Source organism: Longispora urticae, assembly GCF_053902585.1.
Genome location: NZ_JAQZSH010000050.1, coordinates 19,633 through 41,553, shown reverse-complemented (window position 1 = coordinate 41,553; position 21,921 = coordinate 19,633). Strand labels below are relative to the sequence as shown.

Here is a 21,921-nt window from a genome sequence, read left to right as displayed (position 1 = left end):
CACCTGGGAACTGCGCGGCGACCCCGGCCGGGCGCGCGCCGCCCTCGAACGGGCCCTGGCCGCCGCACCCGACGCGGCCACGACCACGTTCGCGCTGTACCAGCTCGGGGAACTCGCGTTCGGCACCGGCGACCTCGACCAGGCCGGCCGGCGGTTCGACGAGGGCCTGGCCCGCGCCCCGCAGGACGTGACCCTGCGCATCGGTCGCGCCCGGGTCCTCGCCGCACGCGGCCAGACCGCCCGCGCCCTCGCCGACTACGCCGCCGTCGTCACCCGACTGCCGAACCCGACCTACCTCGCCGAGTACGGCGACCTGCTCGCCGCCAACGGCGACCCCGCGAAAGCCCGCGCCCAGTACGACCTCGTACGCGCCTCCCAGCGCCTGCTCGCCGCACAGGGCGTCAACACCGACCTGGAACTCGCTCTCTTCGACGCCGACCACGACGCGGCCCCCGCTGCCCTGGAAGCGGCCCGTGCGGCGTACGCCGCACGCAAGAGCGTGTTCGCCGCCGACGCGCTCGCCTGGGCCCTGCACGCCAACGGGAGATCCTCCGAGGCACTGCCGTACGCCCGCGAGGCCCAACGGCTCGGTACCCGCAGCGCTCTGCTCGCCTACCACCTCGGCGTGATCGAGGCCGCCACCGGCGACCGCGAACACGCCCGAACCCACCTGGAGACGGCCCTGACCATCAACCCGCACTTCTCCGTCGCACACGCACCCCGGGCCCGCGCGGCGCTCACGAACCTCGGCGGGGCCCGATGAGGACCGGGGCCGGACGACGAATCGGGGACCAGCGGCGGTCCGGGGGTCGGTCGCGGGCCGGGAGCCGGTGGCGGCCCGGGATCCGGTTCGGGATCCTCGGGGCGGTACTCGTCGGGTCGGTGCTACTGGGGGCGGCCCCGGCCGGCGCGCATCCGCTGGGGAACTTCACCACCAACCAGTACGCCGGGCTGACCGTCGACACCGCCGGCACGACCATCGACTACGTGGTCGACATGGCCGAGCTACCGGCCTACCAACTCCGCCAACAACTCTGGCGCGACGCGACCCCGTCCGCCGGCGAGTCCGACGCCTACGCGGCCGGCGAGTGCGCGCGGATCGGCGACGCGGTGCGACTGACCGTCGGGGGCCGACGGGTGCCCGTGGCCGTGACCGCGCGGACCATCACGTTTCCGGCCGGCACGGCGGGCCTTCCCACCCTGCGCCTGGAGTGCCGGCTACGTGCCGAGACACCCGTGGCCTCGACCACGGAACTCGGGTACTCCGGCGACGCCTACCCCGACCGGATCGGTTGGCGAGAGGTGACCGCCGTCGGCGACGCCGTCACGCTCACCGCCAGCGACGTGCCCGTGGCGAGCCCGAGCAACCGGCTGACCGCGTACCCGGAACAGCAGTTGACCTCGCCCCCCGACATCCGGGCCGCGCACCTGACCGCCGCCCCCGGAGGCGCCGCCGCCCCACCCGCCGCCAACGGGACCGCCGGCGCCCAGAACCGGGGCATCGACCGGTTGACGCTGGCGTTCACCGACTTCATCGGACGCCCGAAACTCACCCTCACCATCGGGGTACTCGCCGTCCTCATCGCCCTCGTCCTCGGCGCGGCCCACGCCCTGGCCCCCGGACACGGCAAGACCGTGATGGCCGCCTACCTCGTCGCCGAACGCGGATCCCTACGCCACGCGGGCGTCATCGCGGCCACCGTCACCCTCACCCACACCGGCGGGGTCATGATCCTCGGCCTTCTCCTGTCCACGACCCTGGCCTTCGCACCCCAACGGGTGTACGGCTGGCTCGGACTGGCCAGCGGAGTACTCCTCGCCGCCGTCGGCGCAGTACTGCTGTACCGGGCATGGCTCGGGCGGGGTTTCTCCCACGGTCACAGCCACGGACCCGGTGGGCACACCCACGGCCCGGGCGGGAACACCCATGCTTCGGACGGGCACACGCTCGGTCCGGGCGGGCACCTCCACAGTCACGGCGGGCACGATCACGGGCCGGGTGGGCACACCCACGGTCCGAAGGGCCACGGTCACGGTTCCGACGGTCACACGCACGAGACGGGCGGTCATCACCACGCGCCGCAGGACGACCACGGTCACCGGCCCGAACTGGTGGGGGCGCACGCGGCGGGTACTCCCACACTCGGCTCCACGAGTCATCACCACACGCACGACCACGTCCGCGTCCCACGCGACGAACCGGAGCACGTGGGCCACGCCGACACGGCCGCACACGACCACAGCCACAGCCACAGCCACGGAACGCCGACCGGGGCGGGAACGGGGCCACGATCCGCGCTGAGTCTGTTCACTGTCACCGCGATGGGCTTCGCCGGCGGCCTCGTGCCCAGCCCGTCCGCCGTCGTCGTCCTCCTCGGCGCGATCGCCCTGGGCCGTACCTGGTTCGGCGTCGTCCTCGTCCTCGGCTACGGCCTGGGCATGGCCGCCACCCTCGTCGGGATCGGGTTCCTCCTCGCCCGCTGGCGCCACCGCCTGGAACCCCGCCTCACCGGCCGTACCGGCACCCTCGTGCGCAGGATCGCCCCGCTGGCGACCTCCGGGCTGGTGGTGGTCGTCGGGCTGTGCGTCGCGGCCCAGGCCGCAGTGACCCTGTGAGCTCTGGCTACGTGCCCGCGCGCGGACATGGACACGGCAGCGTTCCGCGCCGCCGGGTCAGGTGAAGACCGGGTCGGCGGCCGCGAACACGACCAGGTTGTCGCGGTAGCTGTGCGCGGCCCGGTCGAATGGTCCGGCGCAGGTGATCAGACGCAGCTGGGGGTCGGTGGTGGGCCCGTACACGGCGGCGGTCGGGAATGCGTCCTTGTCGTACCGGCGCACCTGGGTCACCGTGAACCGCACGATCCCGCGCGGGCCGTGGACCTCGATCCGGTCGCCGGGCGCGAGGGTGCCCAGGCGCGCGAACACCGCCGGGCCGGTCCGCGAGTCGACGTGTCCGGCGATCACGGCCGGGCCGGTCTCCCCCGGTGCGGCGCCGCCGGCGTACCAGCCGGCGCGTTGGTAGTCCTTCGGCGGGGTCAGGGTCCGGTCGGGGGCCAGGTCCAGGGTCTCCAGCGGGCTGTCCACGGTGATCCGGGGGATCCTGATCGACGTGGGCGCGTCCGGGCGGGCCGCGACGATGTGCCGGCCGACGGAGACGCCGGCCGGTTCCGGTGCGGACCGGGGCAGCAGCGCGACGGCGGCCAGCAGCAGGCCGGCGGCGGCGAGCAGGGCGGCCACCGCCGGGATGGCGCGGCGCGGGGCCCGGTGCCGGCCGGGCCGGGCGCGGCGGGAGCCCCGGGCCGGGCGCTCAGTCACCGGCCGGACCGGTCATCGGGTCACGGCCACCGGACGCCGACGGGACCGCAGCCACACGAGCAGCCCGGCCGCGACGAGGACCGCGCCCCCGGCCAGCAGGGCGTACGTCGACCACGGGGTGCCGGCCGTCCCGCCGCCGCCGGCCTCGACCGCGCCGTTCGGGGTGGACTCGTCGCCGCGCGCGTCGAGCCGCAGCACGGTGGACAGCGCGTCGCCGGGTCCGTCGAGGACGACGAGGGAGTAGACGGAGCGGGCGTCGAGGTCGACGTCGACGGTGGTGGGGGCCGGGGTGCCGCCCTGCAGGCGCAGGGTCGCCCGGCCGGGCTTCGTCACCGCGTACGGGCTGGTGGACGCGAACGCCACCGCGTCGGCGACCCTCTGCCCGTCGGTGGTGGACACCGTCAGCTGCGGGGCGCGGACGGACGCGTGGATGACCCGGATCCGGGCGCCCGCGTCGGCGCGGCTGAGGTCGTCGGTGATGACCCGCAGTCCCAGGTCGGCGTACCGGCCGACGCCGGCGACCGTGTACGCGCCGCCGGAGCCCACCTCCACCGACGTGCTCAGGACGGGCGTGGACGAGGCCGGGGAGCCCGCGCCGCGCATCGCGACCGCGTACGTGCCGGCGGGCAGCGGCATGTACGTGGACAGCACCCCGTAGCCGACGGACGGGAACACCTTGGGGGCGGTGCCGCCGCCGACGGAGGACAGGTACACGTCGACCGCCGGGGTGTCCGGGGACAGGTGCGCGAGGCGGACGTAGCCGACCGACGCCGCCTGGGCGGGGGCCGCGCCGGTCAGGGCGGCCGCCGCGACCGCGAGGGTGGCGACGACCAGACGGGTGGCTCTCATGTTTCCTCCGGGAAGAGTGCGTAGCGCACCAGCAGCCCCTCGGCCGTGGTGGTGGTGCCCTGCGGTCGGTACGGTTCGCGTTGCAGGTCCAGCCACGCGCGCAGCAGGGCCGTGGACTCCGCCGTCGTCGCGGGGCGGCCGTCGACGGCGGTGACGAGGACCCGTCGGGCGGGAGTGCCCCGCTCCCCCGGTACCCCCGGAAAGTCCTGGATCTTCAGCGCGTGCTGGCCGGTGACCGTGCCGAGCAGCAGCACGAGCCGCAGTTCGACGTCCCCGGCGCGCAGCAGGTCGGCGGCGACGGGGGTCAGGGTGAGCCTGGGGTTGCCGGCCAGCGCCGCCCCCGCCCGAGCCCGGGTGCGCCGCTGCTCGCCGGTGGGCGCGGCACTGCCGTCCCGCCGGCTGACGGTCACGGGGCCGAAGGTGGCGACGACCCCGACGGTGCCGCCCCGGGAGAGCCGCCACACGCTGTTGGGGTCGATCCGCGCTGCGGGCAGTCCGGCCCGGACAAGGTCGGCCCGCAGCGCGTCCTCGACGGCGACGCGCTCCGTGGCAGGGAGTTCGGCGCCCACCCACGCGGCGGCGTCGCGCACGGGGTCCAGTGACGCGATCCCGGGGACGGCGAGCAGCTGGGTCACGCCGAGGCCCGCGAGGATTACGGCGGCCGTCGCCACCAGCGCGACGCGGACCGGCCACGCCGGGGTCCGGCGCGGGAGCGCCTGCTCGGCGGCCGACGCGGCGACGACCACCAGGGCGGGTACCGCCACCGCCCACAGGCCGGCGGGCGCGACGAACGCGGTGGCCGTCAGCACGAGGACGGCCACCGCCGGCGCGCGCGACCAGCGGCGGGTCAGCCCCAGCCCGGTCAGCGCCACCGCGACCGCGCCGAGCGCGAGCTCCCACCCGGCCACCGGCGGCGGGTGGGGCGCGGAGTCGGCCACCGCCCACAGGCCCGCCGCCGCGAGCGCTCCGACGAGGCCCGCGGCGGCGTACCGCCAGCGGGCCCCGAGCCGCGCGGACAGGTCGCCCTCGGCGAGCAGCACGGCGAGCCCGGCGAGGATCCCCGGCAGGGCGGCGGGCACCAGCAGTGCGCCGACGGCCACGCTCAGCAGCCCGAACAGCCCCGACCAGGTGCCCGGTCGCTGGGCGGCCAAGGGCAGGACCCCGAGGAGCAGCAACGCGGCGGCCAGCGGGCCGGGGGTGACGGTGCCCGCGAACACCACGGCGGGGCCGGGCATGGCGAGGGTCACCAGGACGGCGCCCCGGGCCGGCACGGACAGGCCCAGGTGCCGGGTCAGCAGCCATACCGCCGCGAGGGCCAGCAGCGTGGCGAGCAGGACGGCCTGCCGGACGGCCAGCACTGCGGGCAGGTCGCGCAGCAGGCCGCCCGTCGAGGACAACCAGCCGGCGAGGAGACCGTCGAGCAGGCGCGCCGACCAGCCGCCGCCGGTGACCGGGGCACCGGGGAGTCCCCACTCGACGAGGGCGGCGATGCGGGCCGCCTCGGCACCGGTGACCGGGGTGCTCCGGGTGGCCGCGTGGGCGGCGACGGCGGCCAGGGCGAAGGCGGGAATCTCGACGGCGAGGGCCGCCCAGCGTGGCAGAGATCGGGTGGGGACGGCCGGTTCGGGAGCTGGCGGGAGCGCGCTGATCGGTTCAGGCGCGGGTGGGGCCGTAGCCGGTTCGGGCGCGAACTGGTCGGCGCTGGCCGGTCCCGATGCGGGCGGCGCCGCCGTGGCCGGTTCGGCCGGGTGGGCCTCGAGGACGGCGGGAGCCGGAGGTCGCAGAAGCTGTCGGTCGACGGGGGCCGGTCCGGCTCCACTCTTGCCGAGCGGCGTGCGACGGCGTGACCCCGGCCCGGGCGGCTCCCGGTCGTGGCTCGCTTCCTCGTATCCGACGATCGGGCCCGGCGGGCTCATGCAAACTCCCCAGTGAACGGCCCCCAGGGCCGACTACGGGAAAGGCATAACAGAGATCGAGACGGGTACGCAAGGAGCTGTACCGTGCGCCGACAACGGCTCGACAATGCGTGGCGGATAACGCGGCTTTTCCAGTGGAACCATCCGCCGAAAATGGTATTCCGGCGCTAGGTCCGCTAACGTGCCCCATAGCGTGACTGGTATGCGATTGACGCGTCGCGCCGTATGCCGGAGACCTTTTCGAATTCTTTCGAGATCGTACCCATCCGCAGCCCGACCGGCAACGAATAATTGTGGGAAATCATATCCGCACCCATCCCCGGAAGGCGCCGGCTGTGCCCGTGACGCGAGGGCGCGACGTCGGGGTACCGCTCAACCCCCGGGCCGCGCCCACCTGACGAAGGTGCCGGACAGAGTAATTCCCACCTCTCATTTGGGACCTACCACCACGGGAACGGGAACCAGTTCCAGTGGAACCAGGGGCTCACGTTGATCCAGATCTGTATACCGTGATCCCACCACCACATTGCCATCACCTCCTCCGCCGTGGAACTAACTCCATGGTTCCCCTTCCATGGACCAGATGTGGGCGTTAGGGAATACCTCCCACGATGCGACCGGACAGCGGCACTGAAACTCGAATACCTCCGACGCACCGCTTCGCATCCCCTGAATGAGCAATTTCGCCGTCCACCGCGAACAATTGCCGGGCCGCCCATCCGATCACCGAACGTCAACGAATTCCCCACGGGAACCCTGTTCACCGCATCCCCCGCGCCGGCCGACCGGCGGGGCGGCATCACCGACGGCCGGGACGTGCGGGGCCGCGTGGTGAATCCCCGCTGTCAGCCAGGCTGATCGCTGACTGTGCTGGCGAAGTAGTCGGTCACGTCGCGGGCCGCCCGGTACAGGGTCGTGTTGGTGGTCGGCGCCGGGGACGGTCCGCTGGAGGCGGTGGCGAACAGGACCCAGTCGCCCACCTCCCTCGGTGCGAGGGTGACGGCGGTGCCGGTGGTGGACTCCGCCATGACCTGGTGTGGGACGGAGTCCGGCAACCGGCGGTGGTCGATGACCAGCCCCCGGACCCGCGGATCGAGGTCACGTAGCTGACCGGCGAGTGTTCGTGCTTCCGCCGGATCGGCGAGGCGCAGGGCCGCGAGCGTGACGACGATCGTGTCGCCGTCACGGACGAAGGCCGCGCGCAATGCCTGCCGGCAGTCGGTTCGGGTCAGCAGTGTCTCGACCCGGGCGGCGGCGCGGCTGTCAATGGCGACGCTCGCGCAGGTTGTGCCGTCGGCCTCCGCGACCCGGTGCAGGCGCTCACCACCGGTGGTGAGTGCCACCGGCAACAGTCGGGTGACACCGGGGCTGCGGGGCCACACCGACACGGCGGTGGCGAGTACCAGGTAGACCGCGACGCCGGTGAGAGCGGCGCGTGTTGCTGTCGGCACTGGGCCCCTTCGCTGGTGTTCGGCGGATCCGGCGCTACCGCACCGTGATGGTGGCGGTCATGTACTGGTGCAGTCCGCAGATGTAGGGGAACGTCCCGGCCTTCGTGAAGGTGAAGGTGTAGGTCGCGCCCGAGTTGAGATCCGCCGACGAGAAGGAGCCGTCGGCGGCTTTCACGTTGTGTTTGGCACCGTCTTCGAACTTCCAGGTGACCTTCGCGCCGACGGGTACTGACAGGTTCTGGGGTGTGAAGGTGAAGTTCTTGACCTCCACCGTGGTGTCCCCGTTGGCCATGACGGCCGCGCTCGACGAGGTGGGTGGCGTGGAGCCGGCCGGGTGGTCGGCCGCGGGGGGAGTATTCCCGCAGCCGGCCAGCGCGACGGCCACACACCCTCCGGCCGCGACGAGGCGCAGTCGGGCGAGTGTTGTGGACATCGGTCGTCTACTTCGTCAGGACGTCGGGTTTGACGGCCTTGTCGACCGGCACGAACGACAGCGGCACCGGGTACTCACCGAGCACGAAGTGCAGGATCGCCGCGTGCATCTGTTCGACCGGTTGGATGGTCGCGGCGGTCATGATGCCGCCCGGGTCGGTGACGTTGGCCGCTGCGAAGGTGTAGGTCTGGGCCGCTGACTCCTCCAGGCTCAGAGCCAGCTTCACCACCGAGGCCACCGAGTCGGTGGCTCCCAGTGCGTCGACGGCGCCCTGGGTGATCGTGAGCGGTGCGCCGTCGATGGCCGGGAGCTTGGCCTTGGTGAGGACCCCGTTCCAGGCGGCGGCGTGGTCGGCGTGCTGGGCGCGGGCGGTGGTGATGAAGGTGGCGATCGCCGGGGGGACGGTGCCGAGTTTGCCGTCGGTGGCGCGTTTGAGAGCTCCGTCGTAGGCGGTGACGGCCAGGTTCTCCAGCGCGGCGGCCAGGGCGACGACCCGCAGGTCCCCGGTGTACACCGACATGGTCGTCGATGCCTGGGGCTTGGCGGTGTCCTTCTTGTCGTCACTGCCGCAGGCGGCCAGCGCGCCGAGCGCGGCGACGCCGCCCACGCCCAGTAGGACACCGCGACGTGACGCGGCGGCCCGGGTGATGTTGTCGGTGAACTCCCCCAGGGTGCGGCGCACGTCCGGGAAGGTGGCCTGGTGCATGTCGTCGAGCTCGCGGGTCATCGAGGTCAGTTCGGCCTCGGTGATCGCCATGGGTTCCTTGCTGCGGCGGATCACTTCACTGCCCCTTCCTCGGGCGGGGACGCTTTGGCGGTGGGGAAGAACGCGTCGGGGAACCCGACACTGCCGGCCGCCGACGGCAGCTTCGCCCCGTCCGGCGGCAGCGCGATCAGGTCGGCGGCGTTGCCCGCCAGGAGTGCCTGCACGGCGAGCAGGACGGCCTTGTGCTGGGCCTCGACCCCGGCGACGCTGGCGAACAGTTGCCGCAGCTCCGGGGTGGTCACCATGCCGACGTTCTTCACGTAGGTCTGCGTGGCGACGTCCTCGAGGGTGATCGCCAGCCCGACGACGTCGCCGGGTCCCTTGATCGTGGGCACGGCGGCCTGGACGATCGGCGTGTACTTCGGATCGGTGGCGGTCTGCTCCTTGCCACCGAGTTTGACCACGGCCGCGTTGAACGCCTGACCGTGCTCGGTGTGCTGGGCCATCGTCTTCGTCGCGAACGCCTTCACCACCGCGTTGGCCGAATCCCCGCCGATGAACGGCAGAGTCAGCGCGGTCTTGTACGTGAAGACCGCCAGATTCTCCAACGACGCCGCCGTCTGCAGCATCATCATGTCCGTCTTCGCGTCCGCCCACGCGGGGCCACCCGTCGCCAGGGCGGCGATACCCACCGCGCCGGCAACGAGTGCGGCACCCGCCAGACCCCGGTTGCGGGGTGCGGATGCCCGGGCGTCGAGAGTCTGCTCGACGTAGTCGTCCAGTGCGCGCCGGCCATGTCGCATCGCGTCGGAGTGCAGGTCCTGAGACTGCACCGTCAGCTCGCGGAGCCGGCCGTCATCGATGGCTCGATTCACGGCTAATCCTCACAAACTAGATTGATTCAGGTCCGATCTGCTTCACATGGAACATTCGTCGCAGGTCGCGTTTCGGATGGGAGTACGCCGGAGATCGCTCTGTGCTCGCCTCAGACAGAGGCTGGGCGATGTGGTCGCCGCCGACGTCCCCGTACCAGCAGCGCTCCCGCCGCGACGGTCGCGGCGGCCTCCGCGAGCAGGCTGATGGTCTTCTGCGCGTACCAGACCGGCTCGTACATGTCCGGCAACGGACCGACCGCCCCGACATCGACGTAGCGGTAGACGACCACCGCCGCCACCGCGCTGCCCGCCACGCCCAGCGCGGCCAACAACGCGATCTGCCACCTCGTGAACAGCACCGCCGCCGCCACGGCCACGGCGACGGCGGCCTGGAACCGAAAGAGCGTGCCCTGGCTGATCGTCGCCCGGTTGGCGTCGAACCCGTCCGCCAGATTCAGGTGCACCACGGCGTCCACGGCCAAACCCGCCACCACCACGGCCCGCAGGACCCAGTCGACACCGTCACGGACCGGCGGCACCCGACGATCGGCTCCAGACATGAATCCCCCTCTATCGCCGCCATCACACCTGAGAGACCCTGGCTGGCCGCGTACCCGGCCGGGTACCGGGAGCTTCCCGCGGCACGATCCGCAAGACTCAGCCTGTCGCAACCTTGCCGCCGCCGACCGCGCCGCTCATCGGAAACCCCTACTTGCCGGACAACGGTAATTCGGAGACGACGAAGCAACGGATGGGCGCGGAGAGGGCAGGCGGGCCGTTCGAGTTCACTGGCTGCGGCGCTCGGCCTGTGGGACACCGGAGATCGGGTGGGGCGGGCGGTCCGCAGCTTTCCACGGACACGGGCCGCCCGCCCTTGCTCCGCTGGAGGTGGAGCTCCCCCATTCTGGCCCAGAACAAACCCCGGTGCGGGTCAGCCGACATGGTGGATCGGCGGAATCTCGGCCCCCGTCCCCGGCGTCGCGGTTGGCGGACGGTCGTGGGCGACCGTCAGGCCGGTGGCGGCCGGGTGCCCCATGCGGATCTGGTCACCGTGTGAGGTTGGCCGCGATGGCCAGGCCCAGGACGAGTACGGAGGAGGCGGCGGTGAAGGCCATCGCGTACTCCGCGAAGCCCCACCGGTTCTCGCGCATCCGCCCGCGCATCACCCGGGCGAACGCCTCCGGGTCGTCCTCGGCGCGCGCGAGTTCGTCCATGGCGACATGGTAACGTCCACAGTCATCAGGGTCGATCCTTGCCCGTGACGTGCGCCCGTGCCTCGCTGACCTGGGCCGGTTGGGGCCGACGGAGGCTCCAGCGTGGTCTGAGACGTTCGGCGCCCGGTGGAGACGGTCGCCGCATCCGCCGATGCACCGCGACAGCGATCACGGCCACCACCGCCAGCCCGTAGCCGAGGCGCTGTCCGGTGGCCGGGGTCAGGTGCAGGTCGGCGGCGTACAGCGCGAGATGTCCGGCGGCGGCGACGGCCAGCCACTCGGCCCGGCCGGACAGCGCGACGAGGAGGACGAGGAGCAGCGCGTACCAGGAGTAGCCGGGGGTGGCGACCAGCAGGGCCGTGCCGACCATCGTCACGGCCGCGTCCCAGGGCCGGTCGGGATCGGCCCGCACCGCGGTCCACCCGGCCGCCGCCACCAGGACCACCCCCGCATCCACGGGTGCCCAGGACGCCGGGAGCACCAGGGTGAGCAGGGCGAAGCGTTGGCCGGAGGCGTAGCCCTCCTCGGTGAGGTAGCCGGGGATGTAGCCCAAGACGTTGGCGCCGACGGCCCACACGTGCGGCAGGTAGCCGAGGGCGACCGTGCCGGCGGCGGCAAGGGCGACCAGGACCGGTCGGCGGCGCAGCAGTGCGGGGGCGAGCAGTCCCGGGGTGAGCTTGACCGCGACGGCCAGCCCCAGCAGCACGCCGCCCCAAACCGCCCGGCCCCTGCCGGCCCCGGCCGCCAGGGTGGCCCGACCGCTCCTTCCCGCGAGGGTGGTGAGCGCGGCGGCGGCGAGGAAGGTCGCCAGGACGTCGACGTGCGCGTTGTTGCCGGCCTCCAGGATGACCGTCGGGCACCACGCCCACAGCGCCGCCCACCGGGGATCCAGTCCGAACCGGGGCAGCGCGCGCACCAGGAGCAGGGCCGTCGCGGCGGCGATCAGCGCGGCGGCCACCTGGATCGGACGGGTGCGACTGCCGGCGGGCGACAGGACGTGCACCCCGAGGAAGTAGGCCTGCGCGACGGGCGGGTAGATGGTGGGCACGGTCGGCCGGTTGATCCGGGTGCACGTCCCGTCGGGCAGGCACCAGGGGGCGTCCGCCGGCCAGAGGAAGTCGTCGCGGAGCCCGCGCAGGGCGGGGTCGGCCGGCGGGTGGGCGTAGGGGTCGACGCCGGCGGCCTGTACCCGGCCGTCCCAGACGTAGCGGTACAGGTCGTCGCTGCTACGCGGGGGCGCGCACGCGGCGAGGACCGGCAGGACTAGGCCGCCGAGGAGGATCAGGGCGACGGCCGTCCGGCGCGGTGCCCATACGACCAGGCGGACCGCGACGGCGAACACCAGCCACGACGCGCCGACCAGGGGCACGGCCACCCGCTGGGGCAGCATTCCGGAGGTCACCAGCCAGGTGAGCAAGGCCAGGGCGGTGACGGCGACGGCCGCGCCGACCGCCCACCATCGGCTGGCGGGACGGTCAGTCATCGGCGTGGTCCGCCCCGGATCCGCCGGGCCCCGGTCCGCCGGCACCTCGGGGCGACGGGCGGTCGGTCCGTGGCGGTACCGGGAGGTCCGCCCCTCGCCGTGTCGAGCCGCCAGCGCCTCGCGGTGCCGGACGGTCGGACGTTCGCGGCACCGGACCGACGGCCGCCTGGGTCCGCGCCATCACGAGCCGACGCAGGACCAGCCCGCCCACCACCACCCACACGGCCGCCACGACGATGGCCAGTCCCCGGCAGTAGTCCAGCGGCAGGGCCGACGGGTTGTCCGGTGGGTGGCCGTTGCCGATCAGGAAGGGCAGGGCGATGGCGGTGAGCACGGCCGTCGCGAACAGCCCGGCCTGGACCGGCCCGCGCGCCCGGCCGGGCAGTAGTCGGCTGAGCAGCCAGCCGACGCCGATCGCGGCCGGCATGACGAGCAGGTCGTGGGCGCCGAGCACCGTGGCCAGGAACACGACCTGTCCCACGGGGCGGGCGGCCGGGTCGGTGAGGGCACCGAAGACCGTGTACCCCATGACGCCGACGCCGACGGCGAGCAGGACCCTGCGGATCACGGGGTCACCACCGTCATGGACGACACCCACTTGGTCTGCATGACGCCTGGCCTGTTGGGGGCGATGAGTCGGCACGGGTAGCCGTGGTCGGGGTGCAGCACCTCGCCGTTGAGCCGCAACGCCAACAGGGTCAGCGGGTCGCGGGCGTGGGGCGGGGCGAGGACGGAGGACCGGTAGGGGCTGTCCTGCTGCAACGACTCGACGAGTACCTCCTCGCCCGGCGCACCGACCAGGGCGAGCAGGTCGGCGACGCGCACGCCGGTCCAGTGCGCGTCGGCACTCCAACCCTCCACGCAGGTGATGGGCAGCGACACGGTGTGCTGGGGCAACGCGGCCAGGTCGGTCAGGCTCAGGGCGTGCCGGGCGCGCGGGCCGACGAGCAGGAACCGGAAGTCGGAGGGTACGACGATCCGCGCGGCGGCGGCCGAGGTGTTCACCGGCAGGCCCTGCGGCCCGATGTCGGGGCGGCGCGGGGCCAGCACGGACAGGTCCCGCACCGGGCGCACGGTCTGCCCGACGGTGGCCACGGTGACGGCCGCCGCTGTGGCAGCGACGGCGGTGAGCAGCCCGCGCCGGCTGAGCCCGTCGCCGGGCGTCGGCCGGGGCGTGGCCCCCAGCGCCCGGCGGACGATCGGCAGCTTCACGGCGATGTGCACCATCAGGGAGCCGATGGCCAGCCACGCGGTCCAGTAGTGCGCGGCGATGAACCCGAACGGCATCGGGTCGTACCAGCGGGCGATGTTGAGCACCCCGGTGACGAGCTGGAACAGGGCGGCCGAGGCGAGGACGAGCACCGACAGGCGTTCCAGGGCGTGGGCGGGGTCGCGGAACGGCGGCCAGGCGAACAGTTTCGGGAACACCGACCAGAGTTTGGCGGCCAGCAGCGGGACGGCGGCCAGTCCGGTGGCGACGTGCAGGCCCTGGGTGAGGCGGTACAGCCACACCGGACGTGACGGCCACCAGAACCAGGACGGCGGGTGCTGGATGAGGTGGCTGAGCAGCCCGGTCAGGAAGCACACCCCGAACGCGACGGCGAGCAGCAGGCCGAGTTGGCTGGTCAGGCGCGGTGACCGGAGTCGGGAGGTGAACGCCCCGCGCCGGAACGGGCCGACCCGCAGCCGTTCGGGCCACATGGCGCTCACCCGCGCAGCGGGGCGGAGGCGAACTCCCGCATCCCCGCCGTGACGTCCACCTGGGCGGTGAACCCGAGTTCCTCGGCCGCCCGGTGCGGGGAGGCGACCACGTGCCGGACGTCGCCGAGCCGGTACTGCCCGGTGATGACGGGGGCGGGGCCGCCGAACGCCGTCGCCAGCGCCGTCGCCGCGTCGCCGACCGTGCTGGGCACCCCGGAGCAGACGTTGTAGGCGCGCAGGCCCGGGTGCAGTCCGCGCAGCGCGGCCACGTTCGCCGCCGCCACGTCGGCGACGTGCACGAAGTCGCGGGTCTGGCCGCCGTCCTCGAACACCTTCGGCGCCTCCCCTCGCTCCAGCGCGGACCGGAAGATCGCCGCGACGCCGGAATAGGGGGTGTCGCGGGGCATGCCGGGGCCGTACACGTTGTGGTAGCGCAGGGCCGCCACCCGGCCGGCGCAGCCCCGGGCCCACGCGGAGGCGAGGTGCTCCTGGGCGAGCTTGGTGGCCGCGTACACGCTGCGCGGGTCGACCGGCGCGTCCTCGTCGACGAGCTCCCACGCCAGCACCGCCCCGCACCGGGGGCAGGTCGGCTCGAACCGGCCGGCGTCGAGGTCGGCCACCGCGCGCGGACCCGGACGGGCCGGGCCGTGCTCCGCGCAGGCGTACCGGCCCTCGCCATAGACCACCATGGAGCTCGCGAGGACCAGGTCGCGTACCCCGGCGGCGGCCATCCCCGCGAGCAGGACCGCCGTGCCCAGGTCGTTGCAGCCCACGTACTCGGGCAGGTCCGCCAGGTCCAGCCCGAGGCCCACCAGGGCCGCCTGGTGCACGACCGCGTCCACCCCGCGCAGCGCCGCCCGCACCGCGTCCGGGTCGCGCACGTCGCCGACGGTGACGCCGTCGGGGGCCGGGCCGGGTCCGTGCGCGGCCGGGTGCAGGCTGTCGAGGACGGACACGTCGCAGCCGTCGGAGCGGAGCGCGGACACGACCTGGGAGCCGATGAAACCGGCCCCGCCGGTCACGAGCACGTGCATGGTCACCACCTGTGGTCTACGGACGTCTCAGGTGACCGTAGGCCCCGGGACGGGCCGAGGGCGCGTGTGACGGGCGGGTGTCACGGCTTCGTAAGAAACGGTCGAACGGCACAAGTCACGCTGCGCGTCAAGTCCGGTAACCGCCTCGTAAGGTGGGCGTGGCGTTTCCGGTTCGTAAGGTCCCGGCGCAGCTCACGGCCGTACGGTCATGCCCATGGTGGATGTGATCCTGCCGTGTCTCGACGAGGTCGAGGCACTGCCCTGGGTGTTGACCCGGCTCCCGGCCGGCTACCGCGCGATCGTCGCGGACAACGGCTCGACCGACGGCTCCGCGCTGCTGGCCGCCGAGTACGGCGCCCGCGTCGTGCACGTGCCCCGACGCGGGTTCGGCGCCGCCGCGCACGCCGGACTGGAGGCGGCCACCTCGGACGTGGTGTGCTTCCTGGACGCCGACGCCACCCTCGACCCGCGCCAGTTGCCGCGCGTCGTGGACCCGGTGCTCGACGGGACGACGGACCTGGTGCTGGGCCGCCGCCGACCGGTCAGCGTCGCCGCGTGGCCGCCGCACGCCCGGTGGGGCAACGCCGTGCTGGCCCGCAGGCTGCGCCGCCGCACCGGTGTCCCCCTGCACGACCTGGGGCCGATGCGCGCCGCCCGCCGCGAACACCTCCTCGCCCTGGGCCTGGAGGACCGCCGGTTCGGGTACCCGCTGGAGATGGTCGTCAACGCGGCGGCGGCCGGCTGGCGGATCGACGAGGTCGACGTCGACTACCTGCCCCGCGCCGAGGGCAGCGTCTCCAAGGTGACCGGCACCTGGCTGGGCACCCTGCGGGCCGTGCGCGACATGAGCCGGGTGCTGGCCCGGTGAGGATCACGGTGGTGGCCAAGGAACCCGTGCCGGGCCGGGTCAAGACGCGGCTGTGTCCGCCGTGCACCCCCGAGCAGGCGGCGGAACTGGCCGGGGCCGCGCTGGCCGACACCCTCGACGCGGTGCGCGCCGTACCCGCCGCCCGGACGTTGCTGCTCGACGGCGCGTACCCCGCTGCGGATTTCGATCTTCTCGCCCAGCGCGGGGACGGTCTCGCCGAGCGCCTCGCGCACGGCTTCGCCGACCGGCCGGGGCCGACGCTGCTGATCGGCATGGACACCCCGCAGGCCGACCCGGAACTCCTCGGCGCGGCGCTGGCCTGGCTCGGGCAGGCCGACGCCGTGCTCGGTCTGGCCGAGGACGGCGGCTGGTGGGCGCTGGGCCTGCGCGACCCGGCACACGGCGAACTGCTGCGCGACGTGCCGATGTCCACCCCGGACACGGGTCGGCGCACGGCCCTCGCGCTGGCCGGGGCCGGGCTGCGGGTGCTGCCCCTGCCCGTGCTGCGCGACGTCGACACCCTCGCCGACGCCGCCGCCGTGGCCGCCGCGGCCCCGCACGGCCGGTTCGCCCGCGCCTACGCGACCCTGGGCCTGCCCGCGACCGGTCGTCCGGTGACGGCGTGACCACCGCCCTGGAGCTCTACGACACCGCCCTGACCGGTACGGGCCGCCTGGACTACGTGTGCTCCGGCGTCACCCGACCCGCCGGCCTGGCCCGGTGGGTCAGCGACCGGGCACCCGGCGACGGGGGCCTCCTCCACCGGTGCGCCGGGCCGACCCTGGACGTCGGCTGCGGCCCCGGCCGGCTCGTCGCGGCCCTCACGGCGCGCGGCACCCCGGCCCTGGGCGTGGACGTGTCCGCCGCCGCCGTGCGACTGACCCAGGCCCGGGGCGGGCGGGCGGTCCGCGCCGACGTGTTCGGCCGCCTGCCCCGCGAGGGGCACTGGGGCACCGTGCTGCTCGCCGACGGCAACATCGGCATCGGCGGCGACCCGGGCCGGCTCCTGTCCCGGTGCGCCGCCCTGCTGGCCCCCGGCGGCCGGCTGCTCGTCGAACTCGACCGCCCCCGGCACGCCACCGCAATCACCGAACTGCGGCTCCGGCTCGACACCCGGCTCAGCGCGCCGTTCCCGTGGGCGTTCGTGTCGTTCACCGACCTACCCGACACCGCCAGCCGGGCCGAGCTGGAGGTGGCGGAGACCTGGACACAGGCCGGGCGGTGGTTCGCCACCCTCACCTCCGCTCAGCCCCCCGACACCGCCAGATCATGACCGCGGCGAAACAACCTCGACGCTGGCGCAGCCCTCGACCGACCGCGGTCGCCGGGCCTACCCACCTCGCGGCGTAACCATCCAACGCCCAGACCGCGCTAGCGGCGCGACGGCCGTCGCGCCCTCGCACTGCCTTCGCTTGGTGTTCACCGCCAGCCTGGTCGCAGCCGTGGTCTTGCACCACGGGGTGGAAAGCCCCGCCTACCGGCTCCTGAAAGGCCGGCGGATCTGACCGGATCCGTTCAGTCCTGCGCCTCTCGCAAGCGCCGACGCTCGCGAGGGCGGTGGGCCGGAGCGATGGACGCGCAGCGGTCCAGGACGAATGCGGCTTCGATCGCGGTCGTCAAGTCGGGTGGACGACGAACACCGGCCCGATCCCGGTCACAGCTGGCAACCAGGTTGGCGGGAAGCGGACTCTCCGGATTCGGTGAGCGCCGACCCCGATCGCGCGGAAAATGCCTCGTCCAGCGCACGAACAATCGACCTCGTCGGTGACGGATGACCCCACAGCGCGGGGTTTTCGAATCACCGCAGGTGTTGCGCCGGCGACGTGGACTGCCGGCGTAGCCTGCCGGTTTCCTCCTTAGAATGGTGACCATGGCGGTGGGTGGATTCTCTTCGTCTCTGCGTCGGCGTTGGTCGGCCGGGCAGTTGGTGTGTGTAGGGCTCGACCCTGACCTGCAACGCCTGCCCAGCTGTCTGAGTGGGGACGACGCGGGCCGGGTGGTGGCGTTCTGCGTCGAGATCGCGGATGCGACCGCGGAGTTCGCGTGCGCGTTCAAACTCAACAGCGCCTTCTTCGAACGCCTTGGCGTCGCCGGGGCCGTGGCACTGGAGCGCGTGATCGCCCATCTCAAGATCCGCCACCCCGACCGCGTCGTCATCGTCGACGCCAAACGCGGCGATATCGACAACACCAACGCCTACTACGCCGCCGCCGTGTTCGACACCCTCGGCGCCGACGCCGTCACCGTGCACCCCTACCTGGGCCAGCAGTCGTTGGAGCCGTTCCTGGAACGCCCTGACCAGGGGGTCATCGTGATGGGAGCAAACTCCTGCCCAGGCGTGGGCGAGTTCCAGGACCTCAAGGTCGGACCCGACGGGATCGCCTTGTACGAGTACGTCTGCCGTCAGGTCGCCGACGAATGGAACACCCACGGCAACTGCGCGGTGACCGCAGGGGCGACCCAGCCGGAGAAACTGGCGCGGATCCGCCAGGCCGTCGGTGACATGCCGATCCTGCTGTTGGGCCTGGGCGCCCAGGGTGGCGACATCACAGAAAGCCTCCGCGTGGGCCGGGCAGCCGCATCGTTCGGGCTGATCGCCAATTCCTCCCGCGCGATTCTCTACGCCTCGACGGACACCGACTTCGCCGACGCCGCCCACCGCGCCGCAGGGAACTTCAACCGCCAGCTGGCCACCGCATAGGGCTCCGCCCGGCACCCGGCGAAGGACACGACCGGCCGAGCGGCATGAACAGCCTTCGCGGTGTACCGGGCCCGTCTCTCAGGGGTGGGGGGTGAACGCTGCGGCGGCGATGGCCGAGGACAGGTCGGGGTGGATGACGAACACCGGACCGATGCCGGTCACCTCGAACAGACGCACCAGGAGGGGACACAGGCCTGTCAGATGCACCAGCCCCCTGCCGTGCAGTGCCCGGGCCGCGCCGATGAGAACGCCGACACCCACCGAGTCGCAGAACGTCACCCCCGACAGATCCACGACCAGCCGCAGCCTGTCGTCGGCGTACAGCGCGGCGAGGCGTCGCTGCAGGATCGGGGCGGTGGCGACGTCGATCTCGCCGCTGACGGTTACCACCGACACCGGGCCGTGCTCGGTGACGTCGACGGGCAGCTGACCGACGGGCATCACGACCTCGCCGCGAAGTCGAGGGCGGGGAAGTGCCGGTGGTGCTGCACGGTGTGCTCCGTTTCACGGGTCGTCAAAGTCATCGCCGACCAGACTTCCCGGCACACCTACGCTGACCCTACAGGCCAAGCTCACCACACAGTGCCGGACGCCCATCTTGCGCGCCGCCAACGTGTCGCGGGTTTTCGGAGTCCAGCTGAGAGATCCGGGAACGGTACGTCGCGCCCCGCATGGCGGTTGGCTTTGTCGGTCACTGGTGTCATCGTCCGGAGATGAGGCTGGTGTAGTCGGCGGCGGTAAGCGGTCCCTGGGACAGGAAGGCGTCGCCGCGGGGGACGGCGATACGTTGCCGGTCGCGGGTGAACACGACGCCGTTGACATCCTCGCGGGCGGTCAGCGTGCACACGACCTGCCCGAAGGCGAGGATCTCGTCGTTGCGGCTGACGGCGTCGAGTGCGGCGGTGACTGTGACGACGGCTTGCCCGTCGGTCACCCGCACCCTGGTGATGACGCTGCCGCCCCACAGCGCGCGGGCCAGCCCGGCTTCGACTTCGGTGGTGGTAGGCCCGGCCACCAGATCGCGCAGCAGTGTCTCGGCGGTCGGCAGTTCCGGTGCCGGCCGCTGTACGGGGCGAGTTTGCCGGCACGGACCAGGTACAGCGTCTGGGTCCTGCTGTCGGTGGTGCTGGGATGGGGGCTGGGCGTGGACAGAGCCTGGTAGGGGCCCCGGGGCGGTTGGATGGGGCGGGCGGTGTCCTCGCCGCCGACGCCGCAGCCAGCCAGCGTGCCGACGATGAGCAGAACGATCGCGGGGATGATCGGGCGTTTCATGACAGGGCCTGGCCGAACTCGACGTGCAGCCGGGCGCCGCCGCCAGGGCGGTAGAGGACGCGGGCGCCTAGCGGCGGGTCCTCGGCGGCGTCGCGTGGGCGGGTGCCGGGCCGGCACCGCCGGAAGTCGCGACCCGGCGGTTCGTCAGCGGGTCGCAACTTTCGGCTCTCCCTCGGGGCGGACGGTGCCGGTACAGTGATCCGGGTGGATCCCCGCCGCTGGTCGCCGGCGACCCGCTCGTTCGTGTTTGATTCCGCGCTCGGTGTGTTCGCGGCGCTGGTCGCGGTGTACGAGCCCGTGTACGACACCGCCAGGGGTCTGGTGCCGTGGCAGCCATGGGGCCAGCTGCTCGGCTGCGTCGCCGGGCTCGCGCTGATCCCGCGCCGCCGGTTCCCGGCTGGCTCGGCGGTGGTGGTCTTCGCGCTGTCGGTGGGCTTCCCGTCCGTCGCGGTGTACTTCGCCGGCTACGCGGTCGTCGCCCACCTCACCGACCGGCGGCTGGCCTGGCCGCTGCTGGCGGCGCTGGCTCTGACCATCTCCAGCCCTTGGAACGGCCCCGGTCCGCTGGACGTGCTCGGCGGGGCGCTGTTCGTGCTGTTCTGGGGGGCGATCGGCCAGTACCAGCGCTCCCGGCGCGGCCTGATCCGGACGCACGCCGAACGGGCCGAGCGCGCCGAACGTGAGCAGCACCTGCACGCCGAGCGGGCCCGGCTGCTGGAACGGGCCCGGCTGGCCGGAGAGATGCATGACATGATCACCCACCGGGTGAGCCTGATGGTACTCCAGGCCGGCTCGCTGCGGACCCGGGCCCCCGACGAGGACGTCCGGGCTGCGGCCGAGGAGCTGCGCCGGGTCGGCTGTACCGCGCTGGCCGAGCTGCGTGACCTGGTCGAAGTACTGCGGTCGGAGCCCGGTGCCGAGCCGGCGATCAGCACCCGGCCGGTGGTCCTGGACCTGTCCGGGCTGGTCGCCGCGTCCCAGGCCGCAGGCGTCGCCGTCGTGCTGACCGTCGAGGGGCGGCCCTCTCCGACCGTGCCGGCGGTGAACCGCACCGGGTGCCGGGTCGTCCAGGAGGCCCTGACCAACGTGCACAAACACGCGCCCGGCGCGCGGGTCGACATCCGGGTGCATTACGGCGCCGGACAGGTCCGGCTCGTCGTGGCCAACACGGCGGACCCGGACGGTTCCGGGATCGCGCTCGGCCCCGGGGGAAGCGGCCTGCTCGGGCTACGGCAGCGGGTGCAGCTGGTGCGGGGGACGTTCGACGCCGGTCCGACCGCAGGGGGTGGCTTCCAGGTCGAGGCCGTTCTGCCCACCGTGGACGACGGCGGTCACGCCGACGGAGCCGGGGGCGTGCACCGGGCCGAGGTGGCCCCGTCCAACCCGGAGGTGGCGGCATGATCCGGGTCCTGGTGGTCGACGACGAGCCGCTGGTCTGCGCCCACCTGCGTCGGATCCTGGAGACCGCCGAGGACCTGGCCGTGGTCGGCGAGGCGTACGACGGCGCGGAGGCCGCCGAGGCGATCATCCGGCACCGGCCCGACGTCGTGCTGCTCGACCTGCGGATGCCCACCGTGGACGGCCTGGCCACCGTCGAGTGGACCCGCAGGCTGCGCGAGCCGCCGAGAGTCGTCGCGCTGACCACGTTCGGGCTGGACGAGTACGTGCTGCGGGTGCTGCGGGCCGGGGCGGCCGGGTTCCTGCTCAAGGACACCCCGCCTGAGGACCTGATCAGCCTGGTCCGGGTCGCCGCCGACGGGCATGTGGTGCTCTCCCCCGCAGTGACCCGGGCCCTGGTCAGCGGACAGACGGACAGGCAGTCGGCCCGGACCCGGGCGCTGGCTCTGGTCGCCGAGCTGACCGGGCGGGAGGTCGAGGTGCTGTCCTGCGTCGGTGAGGGGTTGTCCAACGCGCAGATCGCCAGCAGGTTGTACCTGAGCGAGGCGACGGTCAAGAGCTACGTGTCCCGGATCCTGACCCGACTCGGCTGCGCCAACCGGACCCAGGCAGGCCTGCTCGCCTACGACGCGGACCTGGTGCGCCGGTAGGTGTCGCCCGGCCGGACCGGGAGCCGGGACGGCAAGCCACCCGGCTGGCAGGCGC

At 73.3% G+C, this 21,921-nt stretch carries 23 protein-coding genes; 8 read left to right on the top strand and 15 right to left on the bottom strand.

The features are described from left to right. On the top strand, nucleotides 1–763 hold a 763-nt coding region (locus tag PT931_RS33800), incomplete at its 5' end, for a tetratricopeptide repeat protein (RefSeq protein ID WP_456249783.1). After that, nucleotides 760–2,616 carry a hypothetical protein gene (locus tag PT931_RS33795; protein ID WP_456249782.1) on the top strand — a complete coding sequence of 619 codons (1,857 nt, stop codon included), beginning with the start codon at nucleotides 760–762 and terminating at the stop codon, nucleotides 2,614–2,616. The genes PT931_RS33800 and PT931_RS33795, both read left to right, overlap by 4 nt. 57 nt (nucleotides 2,617–2,673) lie before the next feature. On the opposite strand, the gene PT931_RS33790 is transcribed toward PT931_RS33795, so the two are convergent. The 13 genes from PT931_RS33790 to PT931_RS33730 all read right to left on the bottom strand — a co-directional run bounded on the left by PT931_RS33790 (nucleotide 2,674) and on the right by PT931_RS33730 (nucleotide 14,977). Next, entirely contained in the window at nucleotides 2,674–3,315 is a 642-nt protein-coding gene (locus PT931_RS33790) for a class F sortase (protein ID WP_456249781.1), read from the bottom strand. Between the two features lie 12 nt (nucleotides 3,316–3,327). Further along, nucleotides 3,328–4,164 (bottom strand): DUF4397 domain-containing protein, encoded by an 837-nt coding sequence (locus PT931_RS33785; protein ID WP_456249780.1) that lies wholly within the window; start codon nucleotides 4,162–4,164, stop codon nucleotides 3,328–3,330. Next, nucleotides 4,161–6,080 (bottom strand): hypothetical protein, encoded by a 1,920-nt coding sequence (locus tag PT931_RS33780; RefSeq protein ID WP_456249779.1) that lies wholly within the window; start codon nucleotides 6,078–6,080, stop codon nucleotides 4,161–4,163. The genes PT931_RS33785 and PT931_RS33780 overlap by 4 nt, the downstream gene beginning before the upstream one ends. Nucleotides 6,081–6,925: 845 nt before the next feature. Continuing rightward, nucleotides 6,926–7,531 carry a hypothetical protein gene (locus PT931_RS33775; RefSeq protein WP_456249778.1) on the bottom strand — a complete coding sequence of 202 codons (606 nt, stop codon included), beginning with the start codon at nucleotides 7,529–7,531 and terminating at the stop codon, nucleotides 6,926–6,928. Nucleotides 7,532–7,565: 34 nt separating this feature from the next. Next, nucleotides 7,566–7,964 carry a cupredoxin domain-containing protein gene (locus tag PT931_RS33770; RefSeq protein WP_456249777.1) on the bottom strand — a complete coding sequence of 133 codons (399 nt, stop codon included), beginning with the start codon at nucleotides 7,962–7,964 and terminating at the stop codon, nucleotides 7,566–7,568. 7 nt (nucleotides 7,965–7,971) lie between these two features. Next, entirely contained in the window at nucleotides 7,972–8,745 is a 774-nt protein-coding gene (locus PT931_RS33765; protein WP_456249776.1) for a ferritin-like domain-containing protein, read from the bottom strand. Further along, complete coding sequence (locus tag PT931_RS33760) at nucleotides 8,742–9,545, bottom strand: ferritin-like domain-containing protein (protein WP_456249775.1); 804 nt, start codon at nucleotides 9,543–9,545, stop codon at nucleotides 8,742–8,744. Before PT931_RS33760 ends, PT931_RS33765 begins: the two co-directional genes overlap by 4 nt. A gap of 110 nt (nucleotides 9,546–9,655) precedes the next feature. After that, entirely contained in the window at nucleotides 9,656–10,105 is a 450-nt protein-coding gene (locus tag PT931_RS33755) for a hypothetical protein (RefSeq protein ID WP_456249774.1), read from the bottom strand. 486 nt (nucleotides 10,106–10,591) lie between these two features. After that, the gene (locus PT931_RS33750; protein WP_456249773.1) at nucleotides 10,592–10,759 is read right to left on the bottom strand and encodes a hypothetical protein; all 168 of its coding nucleotides are present in this window, start codon (nucleotides 10,757–10,759) and stop codon (nucleotides 10,592–10,594) included. Nucleotides 10,760–10,784: 25 nt separating this feature from the next. Then, nucleotides 10,785–12,242, bottom strand: a complete 1,458-nt coding sequence (locus PT931_RS33745; RefSeq protein WP_456249772.1) for a glycosyltransferase family 87 protein — start codon at nucleotides 12,240–12,242, stop codon at nucleotides 10,785–10,787. After that, on the bottom strand, nucleotides 12,235–12,810 hold the full coding sequence (locus PT931_RS33740) for a hypothetical protein (protein ID WP_456249771.1): 576 nt from the start codon (nucleotides 12,808–12,810) through the stop codon (nucleotides 12,235–12,237). Before PT931_RS33740 ends, PT931_RS33745 begins: the two co-directional genes overlap by 8 nt. Next, nucleotides 12,807–13,943 carry a molybdopterin-dependent oxidoreductase gene (locus tag PT931_RS33735; protein ID WP_456249770.1) on the bottom strand — a complete coding sequence of 379 codons (1,137 nt, stop codon included), beginning with the start codon at nucleotides 13,941–13,943 and terminating at the stop codon, nucleotides 12,807–12,809. The genes PT931_RS33740 and PT931_RS33735 overlap by 4 nt, the downstream gene beginning before the upstream one ends. Before the next feature lie 5 nt (nucleotides 13,944–13,948). Then, nucleotides 13,949–14,977: an NAD-dependent epimerase/dehydratase family protein gene (locus tag PT931_RS33730; RefSeq protein ID WP_456249769.1), complete on the bottom strand. Its 1,029-nt coding sequence runs from the start codon at nucleotides 14,975–14,977 to the stop codon at nucleotides 13,949–13,951. Between the two features lie 214 nt (nucleotides 14,978–15,191). Here PT931_RS33730 and PT931_RS33725 point away from each other — a divergent pair, with 214 nt between their 5' ends. The 4 genes from PT931_RS33725 to pyrF all read left to right on the top strand — a co-directional run bounded on the left by PT931_RS33725 (nucleotide 15,192) and on the right by pyrF (nucleotide 18,546). Continuing rightward, the gene (locus PT931_RS33725) at nucleotides 15,192–15,845 is read left to right on the top strand and encodes a glycosyltransferase family 2 protein (RefSeq protein WP_456249768.1); all 654 of its coding nucleotides are present in this window, start codon (nucleotides 15,192–15,194) and stop codon (nucleotides 15,843–15,845) included. Next, complete coding sequence (locus PT931_RS33720; RefSeq protein ID WP_456249767.1) at nucleotides 15,842–16,471, top strand: TIGR04282 family arsenosugar biosynthesis glycosyltransferase; 630 nt, start codon at nucleotides 15,842–15,844, stop codon at nucleotides 16,469–16,471. The genes PT931_RS33725 and PT931_RS33720 overlap by 4 nt, the downstream gene beginning before the upstream one ends. Beyond that, nucleotides 16,468–17,118, top strand: coding sequence for a methyltransferase (locus PT931_RS33715; protein WP_456249766.1), 651 nt, complete (start codon nucleotides 16,468–16,470; stop codon nucleotides 17,116–17,118). The genes PT931_RS33720 and PT931_RS33715 overlap by 4 nt, the downstream gene beginning before the upstream one ends. 597 nt (nucleotides 17,119–17,715) lie before the next feature. Then, nucleotides 17,716–18,546, top strand: a complete 831-nt coding sequence (pyrF, locus tag PT931_RS33710) for an orotidine-5'-phosphate decarboxylase (RefSeq protein WP_456249765.1) — start codon at nucleotides 17,716–17,718, stop codon at nucleotides 18,544–18,546. 78 nt (nucleotides 18,547–18,624) lie between these two features. Here pyrF and PT931_RS33705 read toward each other — a convergent pair whose 3' ends face one another. Next, nucleotides 18,625–18,987 carry an STAS domain-containing protein gene (locus PT931_RS33705; protein WP_456249764.1) on the bottom strand — a complete coding sequence of 121 codons (363 nt, stop codon included), beginning with the start codon at nucleotides 18,985–18,987 and terminating at the stop codon, nucleotides 18,625–18,627. Between the two features lie 259 nt (nucleotides 18,988–19,246). Next, the gene (locus PT931_RS33700; RefSeq protein WP_456249784.1) at nucleotides 19,247–19,762 is read right to left on the bottom strand and encodes a GerMN domain-containing protein; all 516 of its coding nucleotides are present in this window, start codon (nucleotides 19,760–19,762) and stop codon (nucleotides 19,247–19,249) included. A 260-nt stretch (nucleotides 19,763–20,022) separates the two neighbouring features. On the opposite strand from PT931_RS33700, the gene PT931_RS33695 reads away from it, so the two are divergent. Together PT931_RS33695 and PT931_RS33690 are read left to right on the top strand one after the other, a co-directional pair. Next, complete coding sequence (locus PT931_RS33695) at nucleotides 20,023–21,219, top strand: sensor histidine kinase (RefSeq protein ID WP_456249763.1); 1,197 nt, start codon at nucleotides 20,023–20,025, stop codon at nucleotides 21,217–21,219. Then, nucleotides 21,216–21,866: a response regulator gene (locus tag PT931_RS33690; RefSeq protein WP_456249762.1), complete on the top strand. Its 651-nt coding sequence runs from the start codon at nucleotides 21,216–21,218 to the stop codon at nucleotides 21,864–21,866. Before PT931_RS33695 ends, PT931_RS33690 begins: the two co-directional genes overlap by 4 nt. The last annotated feature ends 55 nt before the right edge of the window (nucleotides 21,867–21,921 follow it).